Source organism: Serratia plymuthica, assembly GCF_018336935.1.
Taxonomy (GTDB): Bacteria; Pseudomonadota; Gammaproteobacteria; order Enterobacterales; family Enterobacteriaceae; genus Serratia; species Serratia plymuthica_B.
In genome coordinates this window covers 4,813,583-4,834,464 of record NZ_CP068771.1, presented here as the reverse complement: position 1 = coordinate 4,834,464, position 20,882 = coordinate 4,813,583, and the positions used below count along the sequence as shown (strand labels likewise).

General features: G+C 51.2%; 8 protein-coding genes. All 8 read right to left on the bottom strand.

The window, feature by feature from the left end:
• Positions 1-226 precede the first annotated feature (226 nt).
• Genes cysE through JK621_RS22400 form a run of 8 tightly spaced genes read right to left on the bottom strand, consistent with a single transcriptional unit; the run spans position 227 to position 20,872 of the window.
• Positions 227-997: a serine O-acetyltransferase gene (gene cysE / locus JK621_RS22435; protein WP_249337111.1), complete on the bottom strand. Its 771-nt coding sequence runs from the start codon at positions 995-997 to the stop codon at positions 227-229.
• Between the two features lie 23 nt (positions 998-1,020).
• The gene (locus JK621_RS22430; protein WP_212557707.1) at positions 1,021-2,238 is read right to left on the bottom strand and encodes an aminotransferase class V-fold PLP-dependent enzyme; all 1,218 of its coding nucleotides are present in this window, start codon (positions 2,236-2,238) and stop codon (positions 1,021-1,023) included.
• Positions 2,235-3,515, bottom strand: coding sequence for a phenylacetate--CoA ligase family protein (locus JK621_RS22425; protein WP_212557706.1), 1,281 nt, complete (start codon positions 3,513-3,515; stop codon positions 2,235-2,237). The genes JK621_RS22430 and JK621_RS22425 overlap by 4 nt, the downstream gene beginning before the upstream one ends.
• Positions 3,512-4,516: a TauD/TfdA family dioxygenase gene (locus JK621_RS22420; RefSeq protein ID WP_249337110.1), complete on the bottom strand. Its 1,005-nt coding sequence runs from the start codon at positions 4,514-4,516 to the stop codon at positions 3,512-3,514. The genes JK621_RS22425 and JK621_RS22420 overlap by 4 nt, the downstream gene beginning before the upstream one ends.
• On the bottom strand, positions 4,513-7,641 hold the full coding sequence (locus tag JK621_RS22415; protein WP_212557705.1) for an amino acid adenylation domain-containing protein: 3,129 nt from the start codon (positions 7,639-7,641) through the stop codon (positions 4,513-4,515). Before JK621_RS22415 ends, JK621_RS22420 begins: the two co-directional genes overlap by 4 nt.
• A 24-nt stretch (positions 7,642-7,665) precedes the next feature.
• Positions 7,666-8,223, bottom strand: a complete 558-nt coding sequence (locus JK621_RS22410) for a DUF6817 domain-containing protein (protein WP_249337109.1) — start codon at positions 8,221-8,223, stop codon at positions 7,666-7,668.
• 35 nt (positions 8,224-8,258) lie between these two features.
• The gene (locus tag JK621_RS22405) at positions 8,259-13,268 is read right to left on the bottom strand and encodes a non-ribosomal peptide synthetase (protein WP_212557703.1); all 5,010 of its coding nucleotides are present in this window, start codon (positions 13,266-13,268) and stop codon (positions 8,259-8,261) included.
• A complete protein-coding gene (locus JK621_RS22400; RefSeq protein WP_212557702.1) occupies positions 13,268-20,872 on the bottom strand; it encodes a non-ribosomal peptide synthetase/type I polyketide synthase in 7,605 nt (2,534 codons plus the stop codon). Before JK621_RS22400 ends, JK621_RS22405 begins: the two co-directional genes overlap by 1 nt.
• Positions 20,873-20,882: the final 10 nt, after the last annotated feature.

Below are 20,882 nucleotides of genomic sequence, written 5' to 3'. Positions count from 1 at the left end.
TCCTGCGCACCCTTTATCCCGTAGAATCATTCTATTAGCCTATACGGTTCCGGATGAAAAAATATAGTACTAAATACTTTTCTGATAACTATGCAACAAAATAAAGCAAAAAAATTGCTAATAAGGCCGTCCATCGAGCGGCCTTATCGGCACTAACGTTTGTAATTACCCTTGCTCGCAATCTTGGTACATAGATGACTCTGTTAGCTATTGGCCGCCATAAACTTTATTGCCCATCTACAATACGAGCAGGAACACCTGCGACGGTTTTACCCTCAAGTACGCATTCTAGAACAACTGATCCCGCAGCTACCTTGGCATTATCCCCAATATTAATGTTACCCAATATTTTGGCGCCAGCACCAATGGTAACGTTATCACCAATTTTAGGATGACGATCCCCCTGTTCTTTTCCCGTACCACCCAATGTTATACTGTGAAATAGTGAAACATTATTTCCAATAACAGCCGTCTCACCAATAACAAGACAATGCGCGTGGTCAAACATAATACCCGAGCCAATTTTTGCCGCAGGATGGATATCAATTGATAAAACTTCAGAAATTCGACTCTGAATAAAAAGCGCTGTTTCTTTTTTTCCCTGGAAATATAACTCATGAGCTACGCGATAGCATTGCAAGGCGATAAACCCCTTAAAAAAAAGCATTATCTGCAGGTATCCGTAGCAAGCAGGATCTCTTTCTCTGAAAGCATGTAGATCAGACAGTGCCTGATTAATAATTTCGGGGTTATTATTATAAATTTCAATGACAATTAAATACCAGTCTCTAAACCGATCTTCATCCTTATTCAGTTTATCTACTACGCACCACGCAAGAGACGCATTAAAATCCGAGTGTACAAGAATAGACTTATACAAAACCTGGTTGATAAGTGGATTTTTTACAAGAGCCTGATGAGCCTCTTGCTTCAGCATATTAAACATATAGGTAGATTCACCTACTTCAAGATATTCATCATTTTTAAAAAAACGCATGTATATGCTCACCTTAAAGTAAATTAAATTGTAGCCAAACCCACGCAGGACGCCAGCTCATCAATAGCAGAAAAAAGCGTTTCTATTTCTGACAGTTCATTGTAAACACCGGCAGAAATACGAATAACTTCACCCTGTGCTTTTTCAGTTACAAAGGGTTGCGCGCAAAGATAGCCACTGCGACACATGATACCCCATGAATCACTCAGCAAACGAGTCAACTCCCCTACGGGGATACTGCTGTCAAACTTCACGGAAAATATCGCATGCCGGTCCTTTGCATCGCGCGGTCCAAGTAACGACAGGAATGGGCGTTCTGCAATAGATTTCAACATCGCCTCTGACAATGCCCTGTCATGAGCACTTCTCAGGCTTTCATCACACTGCAACAAGTAACGCACAGCGGCTCCAGTGCCTAATACAGAAGCGATAGCGGGTGTACCGGCTTCAAGATGGTATGGTGCGCGTCTATTTATCTGCTTTTTCGCATCAACCCAATCGACAGTTCCACCGCCGTATTGCAACGGTTTCAATTTTTCCAGCAAGGCATATTTCCCATATAGAAGACCTACTCCTGTTGGACCATACATTTTATGGGCGGAAAATGCCGCAAAGTCGACATCAAGCTGGTGAAAATCAATGCGCTCATGCGGCAATGACTGAGCTGCGTCCAGGACGATAACAGCGTTAGAGGACGCCCTGATTAACCCCACCATCAGCCCGACAGGATGCACAACCCCCGTGACGTTTGAACAGTGAGTTAATGCCACAACGCTTGGTTTTAGCAGCAATAACTCACGAAAATGGTCCAGATCGAGCCGCCCTTCCGCAGTAGTGCGAATAAAGCGCACATCCGCTGTTTGCCGCCAGGGAAGAATATTTGAATGGTGGGCATCCGCATTGACCAGGACAATATCTTGCTTGCTTAGCTGCAGCCCATGCGCAACGATATTCAGAGAATGCGTAGTATTTCCGGTAAAGACCAATTCATTGGCTTGCGCGCCAATATAGTTAGAAACATCCAACCTTGCATGTTCATAATCATTCGATGCTTCATCGGAAAGTCGATGCTTACCGCGATGTATATTAGCTCCATTAAAGGTATAAAAATCACTGACCGCCTTAATAACCGCGCGAGGCTTTAGAGTAGTGGCGGCATTATCTAGATAAATAATACTATTACCGTCAATCTCTTGCTGCAGGGCTGGGAAATCAGATTTACAGACCGGGGAATGGCTCATGGCTTTACCTCATGAAACTGAGAAACACAGGACTGGAATTTCCCACTACGCTCACAGGGGATATAATCTACCGATAGATATTCAATATCATCGTGGCCAATCAACGTACCGACGACATCCTTTATTCGAGCCAGGGTTAACGCATTAAACTGCTCATTAGCGATAAAGCGGAAGGTAAGTTTCCCTGCCTGGTTTTGCTCCATTTTGTAGAGGTCGATCCCCGGAGCATCGCCCACAGCAACATCCAAATCAGTCGGCGAAATACTCCTATTCCCCACCTGCAGATTCTGCGTTACTCGCCCCTCGATCACCACGCGGGGTAAGGTACTACCGCAGGTACAGGAACCTGCGACGAAGCGATAAAGATCGCCAGTAGCATAGCGAATACGCGGGATGAGTCCATCATCGATAGTTGAAATGATCAATTCTCCAGGCTGGTTCTCCTGCACGTCCTCCCCATTTGCCAGCAGCTCAACGAAATAATCCTGATTGTTAAGATGCAGACTCCCGTGGTGGCATTCAAAGCCCAGATAACCCAACTCTGACATGCCCAGCATGTTGCCCACCGGCACATCGTCACCGAAGAACTGCGTGATTTGCCGCCGCGCCACGTGGGTCAACTGCGTGTAACCGCAGATGATGTGCAATTTGTTACTGCTGCTAATAGTTCTACCCAGCTTCGTGGCCTGACGCGTCAAAAATGCCAGATGCGTGGGGTCCACCACCAGAATATCCGGATTGTAAAGCACGATTTCATCCAGTGCTTGATTGATCATCCGCAGAGGGGTTGCCAACAGATCATGCGCCACCGGCAGGACCAATGTGCCATCTGCTAACGTACGTTCCTCCATTGTACTCAAGCCAATACCGCACTCGACATCTGAACAGTTAGGCGGCGCATAACGGCACAGCTTGAGCTTTTTTCCGGGCAGCCAGAGCGAATTGAACTTCTCATTTACGCTCAGGCTGGTAGCCTGCCGACGCGCCAGATCAAAGGAGAAAATCGCGCTGTTCAACCGCTCGCCCGACGTCCCCGAACTTTGAAAACGCATGACGTGTGGTGAGTTCAGGGTGTAACCCGCCGCCAATACGCCAAACGGATAATTTTTTCGATAATGCATCTTACGCGTGACGGGCAGGCGCTTAAACGCCTGTACAGAGTCAATGGCATCGGGCACGATGCCCGATTCATCGATATGGTTACGGAAAAAACGCGCATGCTGATACGCATATTCAATCTCGCGTTTTACATCCTCAAAATTGCCTGAATCGATCATGTCATTGCCACCATAATGGAACGTGGAGTTTTGAAAGGTCGCCGCCCATGTGACATCACCTCGTTATCAACGATCAGAATGTCCCCCTTTTCCCAGTCGAAGACTAACTCCTCCTGCTGGTAGGTCGCCCGAATGGTGGCCAAATCCGCTGCTGGGATCGGAGTACCGTCACCAAACAACGTGTTACGCGGCAGATCAATTTCAGAAAACTCAAGACGTAATTCCTGCTCCGTCTCCGGAGGGAGGCTACTGACATGAAATAGATGAGCCTGGTTAAACCAGATCCCCTCACCGCTGTGTTTATCGCGTATCGTAGCCTGGCAAACCTGACGCGTACGAAGCCTTCCCTCGCTTAACCACTCAAACTGGATGCCGTTTTCCGTGCAATAGCGCTCAACTTCGCTGACTTCCTCCGTCTGGAAGACATCCTGCCAGCTCAAATCAAGCCCTAGGCCATAGTTACGCACATACATAACGCCATGCCGGTCAAAGCGTTCGATCAGATCTGCCGGTAAGCATTGGTACATTCTTTTACTGTCCGCTAAAGGGGTTTGTCCCTCTTCACCCGGTTTAACCGCGCAGTAGAAAAATAGACGCGTGGGCCAGTTCAGCGTGTAGGACATCTCGTTGTGCTGAGGAATATGCTGATCCGCCGGATATTCGGTTGAGCTGTAAATCCCCGCACTGATGCTTTTCCGTGGCGTTGACCGGTGGGTGTAGTTCAGCAACGTGCCCCGTGTCGCCTCAACCACCTGACGGAAAGCGTCGGTATCGGTTACGTTAAATCCTCGTAACAGCAGTGCGCCATGCGCGTTCAGCCATTCGGTCATCTGCTCCAGGTGTTCCAGTACCCAAGCGTGCGCAGAAACGTCTTTACGATCAGGTATGACCATTTTTCCCCGCCGTGTTTCATCCACCAACGGCACCAGTGTTACGTCTTGATGCCGTGAGACTTTCACTACCTGGCGACGACCGCCAAATCGCGCTTCGGTTAACATCATTTTGCCTCCTGCTTTTGTGCCAGCGCCGTATCGATCTGCACACTCAGTCCACTGACAGTGGCATCCATAAAGACAGAGCGCAGGTTAAAAGGGATCGTGAACTGCTGACGGATCGCAGCCACCAGCCTTGTTGCAACCAGTGAATGACCACCGATATCAAAAAAATCATCTTGCTGGCCGACTGAGGTGACCTGAAGCAACGATTCGAATATTCCGGCAACAGTTTTCTCTGTGTCACTTTTCGGAGCCACGTAATGGCTGTTATCGCCGGAATATAGCGATTCGGGATGAGGAAGGAGTGAAATATCAATTTTCCCGTTATGGTTGAGCGGGAAACGAGGCAACGCAACGACGTACGACGGCAACATAAAGTCCGGCAATTGCGCACTGAGGTAATCGCGCAGCGCCGATTGCAAACCAACCGAGCCGTCCTGCAACACCACATAAGCCACCAGATGTGCGCTGGCAGACTCACCCTGTTCAATGACGCAGCTATCCAGTACTTCTGCATGACGGCGCAGAATCGCTTCGATCTCGGCAGGCTCCACCCGAAATCCACGGATTTTCAACTGTCGATCTATGCGCCCCAAGAACTCAAGACGTCCGTTTGGCAAGCGGCGGACCTTATCTCCGGTGCGGTATACGCAGCCTTCATGCCAGGGATCCGCAATAAAACGCGCGACATCCCGCTCTTCCGCGAACACATAACCGGTGCTGACGCTTTCCCCCCCGATATATAATTCACCAACCGCGCCATCCGGCAACAAATGGCCATACGCATCAACAATGTAAGCACGCACATGGTCTAATGGCTGCCCCAACGGAACGGTAGATGCTAGTGCCGCATCCACGTCAGTTTCGACAACACCAGCAATCACCCCCACGCAGGTTTCTGTCGGGCCATAATGGTTGAAAATATTGCAACCGTGGCTGAAGGAATTGAACAAACGCCACATCCCCCAGCTCAGCATTTCCCCGCCCAGCACCAGCGTTTTTTCTGGCATCACGCGAGCGGGTTCCTGACACAGAGCAAACAGCGAGGCTAAATGCGAAGGCGTGATCTTCAGAACATCAAATTGCGTTATTTCCATAAACGCGATTTGTTCCTGGGCTTCTTCCGCTTTAGAGTGCGGAGACATGACGATGCAACCACCGCTGGTTAACGCCGGGAAAATCGTCGTGTTACCTAAATCCGTGGTCAATGGGCCGACAGAAAGATAGACCAACGGATCTTTAATGCCAATACGTGTCTGAACACCATCAATGTAACGCGCGAGCGCGCGGTGCGTTACTTTCACCCCTTTAGGGTTACCCGTGGTGCCCGAGGTGTAAAGGATGTAAGCAAGCGCATCGGGATGGATCGTCACCTCCGGCCCGCTCGACGGATACGCTGTCGCGGCTTCCAGCACTGTGGACAGAGAAAGTGTAGCCTGTTCGCCAATAACATCGATGTCACTGCCGTCATCCTGAATCAATAACACTGGCGCGGTTTGCTGGAGCAAAGTTGCAACACGCTGTTCAGGCATAATGATATCTAACGGCAGATAGGCTGCCCCCGCTTTATTAACGGCGATAATCAGTGCTAAAAGGTAATCACTGCGTTCCAGCCGTAAAGCCACCGTGGAACCGGGAACAACCCCTTTAGCGACCAGCATATTGGCAATCTGGTTGGTCAGCGCATCCAGTGAACCATAACTCCAGGCACGATCGTTAAAACGTAAAGCAGGCGCATCGGGCCTTTCCTGCACTTGCCGAGCAAAAACCTGCGTCCAGGGTTCAAAGGCAGCCAGAGCCACAGGACCAACCGTATTCTGCAAAAGCTGTTGCTGTTGAGCCGTGTTCAGCAGGGCGAAATGCCCGAGAGGTTGTTGCGCATTCGCCAACAGTGCATTGACTGATGCATTAAAGGCTTGAGAAATCGCCTGTATGCCAGCATCGGGAATAGTGCCATTGCGCACATTCAGCGTGCAGCGCAATACCTCTCCGACCTGTACCTGCAACATCAGATCGGTATCAAAATCAACGCGCGGCTGCGACTGGTTACACCAGCTCAGTTCTGCCAAGCTGATTGCCGTTGCTGCTTCATCAAAATCAAAAGCAACATTTACTTTCTTGCTAATCTGATGAAGACCACTGGAGCGTACCTGTACCAGCGGTTCATAACGTGATAAAGCGTCCTGACATTGCGTCAATAATTGTGAAAAAGCATGGGTTGGTAACGGAGCCAGATTGAGCGTGACCGGCGCGCTATAACGGCCAAGTGAATGCTGCAATTCAGCAAAAGGCCTTCCGAGCATGTTCACGCGGATGCTGACAGCATCAGGAGAGCCACAAAGTCGCCACAGCCCCGCCGTCCAGCAGGCTAGAAGCACCGCTTTTTGCCCCACCCCCAGCCGATCAGCAACCGCCATCAGGCCCGACTGTTGCTCCACGCTCAGCGACAGTAGGTGACGGTTAAAATCTGTTTTCTCTGATTTCATCTCCAACGGCAGGTTCAATGCAGTGGCATTCGCCAACTGTGTCTGCGCGTAGGTATCACCGTTATTAACGTGGTTTTTCTGATCTTCTTCCCGCTGCCACTGGGCAAAATCCACATACTGCACAACATGGTTTTCACCCACGGCCATTTGCTGGATCAACGCATGATATTCAGCCGCAACCTGCTGCATCAGCAAATTCCCGGATAGCCAATCAAAGCCGATCGCAGGCACCTCGAGCAGCAATGTGTGATAATCTCCCCGGGAGAGTAAGCTCGCATTAATCACATCATCACGATTTACAACCTCACCATTTTCTAGCGCAGCCATTTCGCTTGCAATCACTGACTGTCTTTCGGCTTCCGATAATAAATCTATATCATCGAGATGCAGTAAGGCAGTCTCACTGATTACCATCAGTGGGTTTTTACTCTGATTTTGCAGAGTTCGATAGTGGGTACGAAGGATTTCATTTTTCTCAACAATGTTATTTAGCGCATTATTAAGAACAATCTTATCAATCACACCTTTAATATCGAATCGCAAACACAGAGTACGGATCTTTTCGTTTACGCGCTCAGCACAAAATTCTTCCTGTTGGAAAGATAATGGAAATCCTTCCCATGTATTATCGGGCATTAACGTCATTTTATTTTCTCCAAAGAATTTGAGTTAGCTGACTATCTCATTCCAGACACGTATCTTATTTCCACCAAAATACTCCGCGACCACTTCCCAGAATGCGCCGTATTGGGCAGGAATATTGGTGCAAGTATGATTTTTATGCGTTGGGGCATGCGCAAGCACATCCGCTAATTTTAAGGTCAGCAGTTTTTCGAAATATTCACGAGTCACCGTAATGGCTTCGCCGCTACGGCGATCTTTTAATACGGGTACACCATCGGCTTTCAACAGGTTGCGAAAGCTTTTACTGAGCGACTCATAGCTCATCACCGAAAAATGATAAACCAGGCTTTCAACCTGAGTACCCGCGCAATTACGCACTATCTGGCGCTGGGCTTCGGGGATATCGCCGATTTCATCCGTATGCAGGCCCTGTGTGCCATAAGAGCCGTGAAAAAGACCGGCCAGGCACACGGACTCCTCACACGACATCCGGCACAATATTTCGTAAGTACGGATCAGATGATTCATCAGGGGTTCATCCAGATGAGCAACCTTGTGTACGCCAAGCGCAACAAAATCATTCTGATAACGTTCAACGAACATAGCTGTTTCCGTCATAAGATCCTCGAACAGTTTGGTTATCGATTAATGTTTTTACGATTCTTTTGGAGTTGCACAACGCGTTGCCTGGCTGACAGATTTTTATCTGTCGGCACGAGCTGAGTTGCAGCTTGTTTTTCTGAGTGTCCTTTTAACCACTGAGCTAACGAACGAATTGTGGTGTACTGAAATAAACTCATTACTGGGAAGTTAAACCCTATTTCATCCTGTAATGCCCGATGCATTCTGATAAGCCTGGCAGAGTCTCCCCCTGCATCAAAAAAGTTATCCGTAAGACTAATTTCATTTCTATTTAAAATAACTCGCCAGACGCTTTTTATTTTTTCCTCAATACCCATTCCTTTTTCCGGTACCATCGCGGTATCTTTTACATTCAACTGAGGTTCCGGTAATTTACTTTTATCAAGTTTCCCATTTACCGTTACCGGCATTTCATCGATCGTAATAAACAGAGAGGGGATCATATATTCAGGCAAGCACTGACTTAACGTTCCTTTAATCAGCGTAATATCTGGCTGAGTCATTGCCTGACCGACAATGTAGGCACAAAGCCAGTAATGATGTCGTTCACCTTTTCTTGATACGTGAGCCGCCACAATGCCTTCACATCTCAGGAGCGCCGCTTCGATTTCATCGGTTTCGATGCGATAACCATTGATTTTGACCTGGGAGTCCTGCCGCCCAAGGAACTCAATATTACCGTCGTCAAAGAACCGCGCCCGATCTCCAGTGAAATACATCCTGGCTGAAGGGGAGGCGACAAAAGGATCGCGACAGAATTTCTCCGCTGTGCGATGTACATCACCGTAGTAACCCTCGGCCAGCACATCACCACCAATATACAAGTCGCCTTCAACCCCGACCGGTACCGGCAACTGATGCGGGTCCAGAATGTAGTAGCGCGCATTCTGAATTGGCTTGCCGTAGGGAATGCTACTCAGCTCTCTTTGACTGCCGGATGCCGGGAAAAAATTGGACCAAATAACGGCTTCTGTGGCGCCCCCCAGCGAAATCAGCTCTGCTTGAGGGCATTTTTCCGTCAGCCGGGTCGGCAGCGACACCGGGATCCAGTCACCGGATACAAATGCCAGCCGGAGATGCGGGTTACCTGTTACATCCAGATAAGGGATAAGTTGATCGAGGATCACCGGCGCCGAATTCCAGAAGGTTATCGCTTCCCGGCTGACAATCTGGCTCAGCAGTTCAGGGTTACGAATTTCTTCCCGACTAGCTACGCGCAGCGTCGCACCCGCTGCCAACGTGCCTAACATGTCATAAACGGAAAGGTCGAATGCGATCGACGTGACAAACAGAAGTTTATCCGCGGGAGAAACCGCAAACGTGCGATTAACCCAGTCAATCAGGTTGACCGCCGGTCGGTGTTTCACCGCGACGGCTTTTGGTATTCCCGTGGTACCAGAGGTAAAAATAATATAGGCACGATCGTCCGCCCCAGTTGGATTGTCCGGCGGCGTATCGCGCTGCATGCGATGTGCATCAGAGTCCGCCCGGATCAACTTCAGTGGTACTTCAGCCTGAACGCTCAGCGCTTTATTATGCAAAGCCTCATCACTGATCAGGCAAGAAAAATCGGCAACAGTGGTCATAAGCCGACAGCGTTCTGCGGGTGTCGACGGGTCGATCGGCACATAGGCACATCCCGCCTTCAGCACTGCCAGTACGGCAATAACCATTGCAGCACCGCGTTCACATAAAATCCCTACATGAGACCCCACCGGCACACCAGCATCACGCAGGCTCCAGGCCAGCTGGTTCGCACTCTGATCGAGCTGCTGGTAGCTCAACACATCTTGACCCGCAATCAGGGCGATGTGGTCGGGTTGTTCGATAACACGTTGCGAGAAAAGCATGTCGATGCGCCCTTCAAACGCCACAGCCGTTTTCGTGTTGTTCCAATCCTCCACAATTTTCTGATGAGACGCCTCAGATAACAGACCGACCTGCGACAGTGGTGCTCCGCTATTTGCCGTTAGATTCGCGCAAAATCCGGCCCAGGTCTGCGACAAATTCCTCGCCATAGCATCGCTAAACCGCTGCGTATCGTATTCCAGATTCAGCACCAGCCCGGTGTTGTCGTAACGGAAAAACAGGCCGAGGTCAAAACGGCTGGTGCCAAGATCTACAGGCAAAAAGGTTGTCTGACAGCCCTCCAGTTCCAGAAGTGCCGGAGATACCAACAGCGACAGCATGACATTCACGGACGGTACGCCTTCAGCGGAACGTAACCCTTTCACCGCATTCAATACCGACTCAAAAGGCACATTTGCATGCCGCAATAGCTGAAGGGTGTTCTCTTTCGCGGCCTGTAGTAACTGTTCAAAGGTCATGGCGGCATGTGGCCGTCCGCGCGCAATAGCAGTATTAACAAAATTTCCGACCGTTCTGGTGTATTCCGCTGGACGGGTATGTACTGGCAAAGCCAGCAACACATCGTCACTTTCTGACAGTTTGCCCAGAAATGCCCAGGTAACGGCCAGCAGACCGTGGAACAATGACACCTGATGCTGCTGACACAGCTTCATCAAAGAGCGTACCGTCTCCTGCTCCACCGTGATACCCAGCAGTTTCCCAACACCGGTCGTGCTTCGTTTAGCCGGTTTGTCGAAAGGTAAGCGTAAAAACTCTGGTGGATTCGCGAGCGCCATTTGCCACCATTGCAGCGACTTTTCCTGATCCATTTTCAACGACGGAGTCAGCAAATATTGGGCGTAGTCATTATACGATCGGCAGCTCTGTATGAGGGCGTGCGGGCGGTTATAACGGAACGAGATCTCCTCCACTAGCAGCTCTATCGATCCATCAGCCGCAATGTGATGGGTTTTGATATCCACCAAATGCAAGGTGGGAGCAACAGTGATAATTTGCACACTAAAGGGGACACTGCTACTGAGTTCAAACGGCTGTCGCTGGAAAGCACTGGACAACGTTTTTGCCTGCTCCAGTGCCTGAACCAGCGGCATCTGGCTCAAATTTTTCTGCAATATGCTTATGTGATGATCGGCCAGTTGCACAGGTTGCAGGCCACGGTCGGACTCATCATATACCGTGTGCAGCATGGCATGGTGTGCCGCCGTTGCGGTCAGCGCCGCAATCAGCCGTTGGTTATCCAGCTCGCCCTGCAGCTGGAAGGTGTTTGCAATATTGTAACGCGGCGATCCTGGTAGCAACTTTTCCAAGGTCCACATTCTGCGCTGGGAAGGTGTGCAGGACAACTCTTCGCTGCTTCCTGCGTGATCGTCTACCGCGTCGGATTGATCTATCAATTTGGCTTGTTCAGCCAATGTGGACGCTGACATCAACGCTGTCAGCTCAATGCTGACCGAGAAGGTTTCACGGATGTGATACTGCAAACGGGTGAACAACAGGGAATGTCCACCCAGAGCAAAAAAGCTGTCATGCCGGCCAATCGTCGGCTGCTCTAACAAATGACGCCAGCACTGTGCCAGAGTTTCTTCAGTCTGCCCCACCGGATGCTGATCGTCGGTTAAGTGTGCTCTGACAGTTGCGGCTTTGCGCAGGTAAGCCCGATCAATTTTGCCGTTTGGCAATCGCGGAAGCTTGTCAAAAACCTGCCACTCCGAGGGGATCATAAACGCCGGCAAGCGTGCACTCGCCCACGCGGCGATATCGGCTTGGTTTGTACTGTCCCGCAGTTCGAGCGCACAGCGCAGAAACTTTCCGCGTGCGGGTGAATCGACCACCACCACCGAAACCTCTGCCACCGCGGGGTGCTGTCGCATTGTTGCGTCCACCTCACCAATTTCAACGCGATGACCACGAATTTTCACCTGATCGTCACGTCGCCCCAGACACAAGATCCGCCCGTCTGCAAGCTGGCGACCAAAATCACCGGTACGGTACATGCGATAGCTGTCGGGTTGCCGTTTATCCGGCATAAATACGCTCTCAAGGTCGGGACGCCCGTAATATCCGCGTGCAACACCCGGCCCGGCCACGTAGATCTCTCCAACCTCTCCGTGCGCGACCTCATCACCACTTTCATTCAGCAAATAGCAGTGACGTCCCAGCATTGCAAGGCCAATAGTAGGCTGGTCATCACTTGCTAAAACCTCGCTTACGGTGGAGTAGGTCGTATCTTCCGAAGGTCCATATAAGTTGAAAATCTGCGCATCGGGGCACTGTGCGCGTAATACCCACACTAAGCTTGCAGGCAGCGGTTCACCGGCTAGGTTAATCACCGAAAGCTGCTGCGGTAAATGCCCCAACTTCGCCACTTCATTGAGCACAGAAGGCACGGTATTCAACAGCGTCAGCTCGTCGCGCCACTTCCAGTCAAGCAGCGATAAGCCATTTTCCAGGATGTGAATCATTCCCCCCGCGCTCAGCGGCACAAAGATTTCAAACACCGAGAGATCAAAGGTGATCGAAGTAGTAAATGCGACACTTGCCAACTGTGATGATGAATAAAAATGGTGCGCCCAGTAAAGGAGTGACAGTGCATTGCCATGCTCAATCATCACTCCCTTTGGTACCCCCGTTGAACCCGAAGTAAAGATAAAGTAAGCCAGTGAGTTCGACTGCGCAGGGTCGTTATTCAGAACATAGTCCAGATCGGCCAGCACAATATCTTCAATGCAAATGGCCGTGATATCATCAGGCAATGTCTCCGCCAGCAATCGCGTGGTAATGACACACTGAACCTGACCTATCGTGATTAACTGCTCAATGCGCTGCTGCGGGTAACGTGGGTCGAGCGGTAAATAGGCACAGCCGACGGCCATGATGCCGATCAATGCAGCGGGTAAATTGCGATCGCGGGGTAAATACACTCCGACCGCCGTTTCCGGCATCAGTTCATGACGGCGCAAAGAGGAGGCGATAGCACAGGCTTGCATCCGTAACTCGGAGTAGGTCACCACACCGTCATCATCGCGAAGAGCAATTGCCGCTGGCGTGCGTATTGCCTGGTGAAAAAACGCATTGTGTAAGCTGTATCCATAATCCGACGGACAGAAATGCCCGGCAACGCTTTGAGGGTTATTCATCACAGTTCCTTCACTCGACGACGATTATTAGAGAAACTCCATGACGGGAGAGCGTCAGTAGGGTGCTGCTGGTGTTTCAGTCGCGCTTTTTCAGTGTCCAACCACTGCATTAGCTGACAGAGGGGCGTTTCCGCGTTAGTTACAATCCGAGCTACTAAACCGACGAAACAATCACACAGCATCCCGGGCTCTTCCTGAGCCAAAAGGCCGTTACGATAGTCAAGCCCACCCTCTACTACTCCCACACCATTACTGACGAGTGACAGCTTGATGTCATGGACGTCCAGTAGGAATTCAGCATCCAACAGGCGAGACGCGATCCCATCAATATCCCACTGAGGAACCGGTACATCGTGCAAAACAAACCAGGAACGATAAATAGGTGACGATTCCGCATCGGAACGACGCGGACGGAGAATACTGACCACCTGATCAAAGGGGATGTCCTGATTGATGTAAGCATCGAGGCAGGTAAGACGTACTTGCTGCGCCAACTGAGTAAAGGACTGCTCACGATCAAGATGAGTGCGGATCGCCAGGCTGTTCACCATGAAACCAATAACATTGGTCAATGCCGGATCCGCGCGGTGGCCCGCAGGCGTACCGACAATAATGTCATCCTGATGGCACCACCACCCCAGAACCAGCTGCCAAACCGACATGTACCCCATGAAAGGCGTAATACTCAGCGCAGAACACAGTTCAGTGAATGCCGCGGCAACCGGTGTTGTGATATGGAAGACATGGCGCTGTCCCCCCGTCGCCGGCTCACCCGTAGCGATCGGTAATGCCAGAACAGGTAGCTCACCACCCAGTTGCTTCAACCAATATTCACGCTGTGCGGCAAACGCATCGGCCGCAATCTGGCTTTGTTCCCAGCAGCAAACGTCAAAAAAATTGAGCGCGTCAGCCGGCAGGTGCAGCGGTTGGCCATTGAGCAAGGCGCGATAACGTTGACTCACCTCTTTGATCATAATGGCAGTAGACCAGCCATCCCAAATGATATGGTGTGCAACCACAATCAACACATGTTCACACGGAGAAAAACGCAGCAGGTGTAATTTGAACAACTCGCCCGCATTAGCATTAAGCGGGGTGTTCGCTTCGCGCTGAATATGCTGCCCGATAAAGTAATGGCGCTTGTTTTCTGCAACGTCGCTACAGTCGCTCACGCGGATAAGTGGTTGAGCGTCCGGGCGTAACACCATATACGGCTCAGCGACATCATCAGAGATCGCGCTGGTCAACACCGGATGCTGCTGAACAAACCCGGTCAGCGCCAGGGTGAACAACTCCACATCCACTCTCCCCTCCAAGGCAAAAGGCTCCACCAAGTTATAGGTGGTATTACCTGGATAGCATTGATCGTGGAACCATAAGCGCAGCTGCGCTGAAGACAGCGGATAGCTATCACGACGCTCTGCCTTTTGCACACCGGATTGACTTGTCTCATCGGAGCAAGCTGCAGGCTGATACTCTTCAACTACCTGGCTGATAGCGCGCACGTTCGCGCGTTCGAACGCGGCCCGTAGTGGGAACAGTGGGCACATCTTATGCCGGATGTGTGTAACCAACTCAGTCAATCGGCGAGAATCCATGCCTAACGTAAACAGATCCTGCTCAACACTGAACGTCGTGCATTGCATGATGGCTTGCACCAGCCCCGCCACCTGCGCTTCAGTCTCATTTTTCGCTGCAATCTGCTGTGGTGCCAAGTCAAGCAGAACAGGGGAAGGTAGCTGCTTAACATCGACTTTTCCATTTGCGGTTAATGCAAAACCCGGAACAACCGTGATCAATTTCGGCACCATGTATTCGGGCAGTCTTTCGGCCAGATGCTGCCGCAGCCGTGCAACGCCACTCGGGCAATCTTTATTCAGGGTGACCCAGGCCACCAACAGCTTCGCTCCTTGGTGCTGATGAGCACCGACGATGCAGCCTGTCACGCCATCGCATTTCAGCGCAATCGACTCAATCTCACCCGTCTCGACCCTGAAACCATTTATTTTGAGCTGATTATCCAGTCTGCCCAGAAATTCGATGCTGCCATCAGCCATCCAGCGCCCCATATCCCCGGTACGGTAGAGTTTCTCTCCGGTATGAGGGTGGCTGATAAAGCGTTTCGCCGTTTCTGCCGGATTGCCAAGATAGCCCAGCGAAAGGCCGTCACCACCAATGTACAACTCTCCTGCAACGCCTATTGGACGGATGCGCATTTGCTGGTCAAGGACATAGAACGTCTGGTTAGCCAGCGCTTTGCCGTACGGAATACTGACCCGCTGACGATCCTCACGCACAATGGGGTGGAAGATTGACCAAATCGACGCTTCCGTCGCACCGCCAAGGCTGATTTGCAATGCCTCTGGCAGCGTTTTTTCAATACGCGCAGGCAATGAAACCGGTATCCAGTCGCCACTCATCATGATCAGTCGCACAGAGGGTAGTGTTTTCCGATGAGATTCAAGCGCTGACACCAGCAGCTCCATCAGTGCAGGAACGCTATTCCATAGCGTGACTTGATACCACTCAATGCGGCTGATCCAATGCTCCGGATCTTTACTCAACCGGGCATCCGGTATAACCACAGCACCACCGACGCTGAGAGGTCCAAAAATGTCGTATACCGACAGGTCAAAAGTCGCTGAGGAAAGGGCTAATACCCGGTCATTACAATTTAGCTGATAACGGCTGTTGATATCTGACACCGTGTTATGCGCAGCGGCATGGCTGATCATCACTCCCTTCGGGGTTCCGGTGGTCCCGGAGGTAAAGATGATATAGGCCAATGCATCCGGTGACATCGCCACCTCCGCACAGGTCGCCGTGTGATGGTATAAGGCATCAGGCAACACAATCCGCTGCAGCCCGCCAGGCCATTCGGTGGCCTCTGCACACTCCTCGGTAACCACGGCAATATGGATATCCGCCATGTTAAGTAAGGTATGCAGGCGTTCTTTTGGAAGCGAGGGATCTAACGGCACATAAGCGCAGCCCGCGCGCAAGATTGCAAGGATGCCTGCAACCTGTTGCCAGCTCTTCTCCGCCACAATCGCCACCGCCGATGACGGAAGGGCGCCCGCGCGCTGGATCTGTTCCGCCACTGCGGAGGTGAATCGAGCCAGTTCACCATAGCTGATGGTGCGATTCCCAATGAGTGCGGGCGCTTCTGGCGTCATGTCTGCCCAGCTCAGGAAAGCCTGATGCAATAAAGCAGGAACGACCTCGCATGCGGTCTGGTTCGATGCAGCCACCACGCCTCGGTTAAAGCGCTCTGCCCATTGCTCACGCCAACTATTGTCTTGCCAGAACGCCGGGCGGTGCGCCATTTTCAGCAACAGCGTACGGTAATCAGCGAACATATTTACCAACATTGCGGGATCAAAAATACCGTCTAATACATCCCAGTTAATCAGCAGATCACCGCCTGCTTCGTACACCTGACAATCCAGCCAGACATGTGGCGTCTGTGAGATGCCGTCGATCAGCTTGCCAAGACGGCTAATGATCGGTTTATCCTGTGCAGAAGGGAAAATCAAGCTGGTAAAGACATAGGGCATCAGCACCCGCTGCTCGCGCTGTTCTGAAATGTCCCGCAGCACTTTAATTCCGTTATATTGCAGCGCTGCCAGATCATCCCACAGCCTTTTTTGCATTGAGCGCGCGCGGTCAATGAATGTTGATTCTTCACGTAGATCGGCTTCAAACAGCAGTACCGAAGTAAAGTCTCCCATCACGTTATAAATACCGGGATCAACCTCTAGCCGGTTAAATGCCGGAAGATTCAGGCAAAAGTGCGGCGATTCAGCCCAGACGGCCAGCACTTCCGAATAGGCAGTGAGCAACAGGGTTGATGCCGTAACGCCATGGCAACTGGCACTCTTTTTGATCTGCAGCCATACATCAGCTGGCAGGCGTGTTTCTCTGCGAACAAAACGATGCTGCTCTAACGCATCGGGATCGGCAATTAAGGGTAAAGCCGGGGCGGAAGGAAACCCCGCTATCCGCGACTGCCAGTAAGCTTTTGCCGTGGCAAATGCACCACTGGCTTCCAAACGCTGTTCAGCCAGAACGTAATCACGAAATTCAACATCACAACGCTCTGGCTGGTAGCTGACATCCTGATAGCAGGCTTCCAGTTCACTCCAGAACAACGTGATACTCCACGCATCCAGAATCAATAAGTCGAAGCTGATATGCAGGCGCGATGTGCTATCCGGCATATGCGAGACTGATAAATCAAACAGTGGCCATTGACGATAATCCATCACCTGATGGGATTTACCCTCACGCCACGCACTGAGGAAATCCGTGGCCTCCTGGTGGGATAAGCTGCTGTAATCGTTGATAGTAATACGGTATGGCGGTACTTCAGGCAGCGTCCGCTGCATGCCATTATCATCGAACACCGTGCGCAGCATACTGTGCCGCTTGAGCATTGCGTTTAGCGCCATCTCCAGGCGCTCTGCATCGAGTTGATAGCATTCGAACTCCTCGTAAGCATGAGCAGCCATGCATCTTTCCGGGTTCCCTGTATTGCGGGCAATCCAGTAGGCGTACTGAATGTCCGTCAGCGGAAACGGCTCGAACGCGTCTTGCGGGGCCTTTAGCAAGGCGGTCGCTATTGCGGCAGCTTCATTATCTTCAACCAACGCTGATGTACCATCAACGTTCTCAGGAATGCTTTGGTCTACCTCGCTAACGAAGGCGTCGAATATAGGGAAATCTAAAATCATGCCCGGCGGGAAGGCACAGCCATACGCTTTAGCGCGGCTGGCGATCTGGATACTCAAAATCGAGTCCCCCCCGAGTAAGAAGAAATTATCGGTAGGATCCAGCGTTTCGATACCCAACGCATCGCACCACAGCTGCTGTAACCGCTCTGCTCTTGTTGCGGGTTCCACACGAGAGCCGGGTATACTGTTCCCATCACTCACGGTTTCGCTTTGATCCTCCAGTGGAGTCGCTTCAACCCAATGGCGCATGCGATCAAACTGATACCCTGGTAATGAAAGTAGCTGACCGTCGGTGGTCAGAACGTCTGAAAATTCCTCACAGCCGCAACACCACAGCCCTGCCTTCAGACTCAACAGGGTTTCATCCGGGTTCCGCATTACCCACGCGGCAGGCAGAACAGAAATGACATTGACTCCCTCCCGCTGCTCAGCACGCGTGATTTCCTTTATTGCGCCGTTAAGAGATGTACCAGGTCCACATTCAATAAAGTGATAAGAGGGATTGAGAAGGAGTGTCCTTATCCCATCAGCAAAACGTACGGTTTCCCGTAGATGCTGCACCCAGTATTCAGGATCCGCGGCCTGTGCCGCCGTAATCCACGTACCGGTTAAGTTAGAGATGAAGGCCTGTTGAGGCGCAGCTAACGTGATATCTGCCAGTACGTCGCGATAAGCCTCCAGACATGGCTCCATCATCGATGAGTGAAACGCATGCGAGGTTTCCAGCATACGGCAACTGATATCGTCATTTTCGAGCTGCTGACGCAGTTTTGCGACCGATTCCTGCGGCCCGGAGACTACACAGAGTGACGGCCGATTAATTGCGGCCAGCGAGATATCTGCTGGCAGGCACGGGATCAGCTGCTGTTCATCCAGCGACACTGCCATCATATCGCCCGGCTCCATTGCCTGCATCAGACGCCCGCGGGCCGCAACCAGCCTGACAACTTCAGGCAACGACATAACGCCGGACAGCGTCGCGCAAATATACTCGCCAATACTGTGACCAATAAAGGTCTCGGGCTGAACGCCCATCGCCATGAGCTGCTTTGCCATCGCATAGGCGACAGAGAACAACGCCGGTTGTGCGATGGCAGTCTGTTCCAGCAGTTCAGTCCCATTATCACCAAAGACCACAGTCCGCAGATCGAACTGAAGATGATCGTTAAACAACTCAGCGAGCTGGTCGAACATTTCAGCAAATACGCTGCCAGGCTGATAAAAATTACGCCCCATACCAGCAAAATGCGTCCCCTGACCGGGGAACATCAATACCCAACTGACAGGCTTCTCACTGCATATCGCCATCTGTTTCGTACGCTGCGGATCGTCCCCCAATCGTTTGCTGGCTTCCTCCAGCGTCTGTGCCATAACCACTTGCCGGTAGGGGAAGTCCTGATAGCGACGCCGCAAGGTATAGGCAACATCGCGCAGGGGCAGATCAGGATGGGATTCGAGGTAATCGGCTAATTGCCGAGATAAAGATTGCAGTGCCGTTTTGCTCTGCGCTGCTAAAGGTAAAACCAGATAATCGCCTTGATGCGTGTTTTGCCCATCGAATACTACGGGCGGTTGTTCAAGAACAACGTGCACATTGGAACCACCAATACCGAATGCGCTAACCCCCGCACGCCGCACGCCAGGTCGATACCAGGGCTGAGACACATTGACGACGCGAAAAGGCGTTTGAGAAAAATCGATACCGGGATTTGGGCGTTCAAAATGGAGTGTCGACGGAACGAAACCCTGCTGTACAATCTTGGCGGTTTTGATTAGCCCTGCAATCCCAGCCCCCGCATCCAAGTGGCCTATATTGGACTTCACCGCGCCCAACAAACAACTGTCGGCCTCAATATGCGGATAGAAAGCCTGACTAAGCGCAGCGATTTCAATAGGATCACCCATCGAGGTGCCCGTACCGTGGGTTTCTACATAACCAATCGAGTCAGGTGTCACATCAGCTGCGGCATGCGCCATGCGGATAACCTGCGCCTGCCCATCGACACTTGGTGCCGCGTATCCAACCTTTTGCGCACCATCGTTATTGGTGGCCGATCCACGGATAATCGCGTAAATCCTGTCTCCATCAGTCATTGCATCTTCCAGGCGTTTCAGCAAGACCACTCCCCCACCATTGCCTCTCACCGTGCCTGAGGCCCGATCGCTAAAAGGCCGGCAATGGCCATCACGCGAGAGAATGCTGCCTTCCTGATGGATATAGCCTTGCGAGAGTGGAAACTCCAGCGAAAACCCACCGGCCAAAGCCATATCACACTCTCCCGCCAGAAGGCTTTGCGCTGCCTGATGTACTGCCAGCAAAGACCCTGAACAGGCTGACTGAACCACCACGCTAGGCCCTTTCAGATTGAGTTTGTAGGAGATACGGCTAGCCGCGTAGTCTTTGTCATTGCCAATCAGCAACTGCATCTGGCCGGTCTGAGACTTGATTTGTCGATTCGCTAACACTTGCTGGGTCAGATAGTTGGCAGGACCGCAGGCAACATAGACCCCGACCAGGCAAGGCGAGTCATAACCGGCGTACCCGCCATCTTCGAGTGCATGCCAGGCACACTCTAATAACAAGCGTTGTTGTGGATCGGTAATATCAGCTTCACGCGCTGATATTGAAAAAAACTTCGCATCGAAGGCATCTACATCATCGATCAAAAATGCGGAAGGAATGAAGTTATCTTCATTTTCAAAGCATATATTTTCGTTTTTTTCGAACCATGTGACAGACTCTTTTGAATTACATAAATTCTCCCAGAACTCATTAATATCTTTCGCACCCGGGAACTTTCCCGCCATTCCAATTATTGCTATTTCGGTGCCAGCATAAAACGTGGCTGCTGCCGAATTTAATTCAGACATGTTCACTTGC

Excerpts from the sequence above, each read along its gene's own strand:
- cysE (WP_249337111.1), bottom strand. The coding sequence starts at position 997 with ATGCGTTTTTTTAAAAATGATGAATATCTTGAAGTAGGTGAATCTACC.
- JK621_RS22430 (WP_212557707.1), bottom strand. The coding sequence starts at position 2,238 with ATGAGCCATTCCCCGGTCTGTAAATCTGATTTCCCAGCCCTGCAGCAA.
- JK621_RS22425 (WP_212557706.1), bottom strand. The coding sequence starts at position 3,515 with ATGATCGATTCAGGCAATTTTGAGGATGTAAAACGCGAGATTGAATAT.
- JK621_RS22420 (WP_249337110.1), bottom strand. The coding sequence starts at position 4,516 with ATGATGTTAACCGAAGCGCGATTTGGCGGTCGTCGCCAGGTAGTGAAA.
- JK621_RS22415 (WP_212557705.1), bottom strand. The coding sequence starts at position 7,641 with ATGACGTTAATGCCCGATAATACATGGGAAGGATTTCCATTATCTTTC.
- JK621_RS22410 (WP_249337109.1), bottom strand. The coding sequence starts at position 8,223 with ATGTTCGTTGAACGTTATCAGAATGATTTTGTTGCGCTTGGCGTACAC.
- JK621_RS22405 (WP_212557703.1), bottom strand. The coding sequence starts at position 13,268 with ATGAATAACCCTCAAAGCGTTGCCGGGCATTTCTGTCCGTCGGATTAT.
- JK621_RS22400 (WP_212557702.1), bottom strand. The coding sequence starts at position 20,872 with ATGTCTGAATTAAATTCGGCAGCAGCCACGTTTTATGCTGGCACCGAA.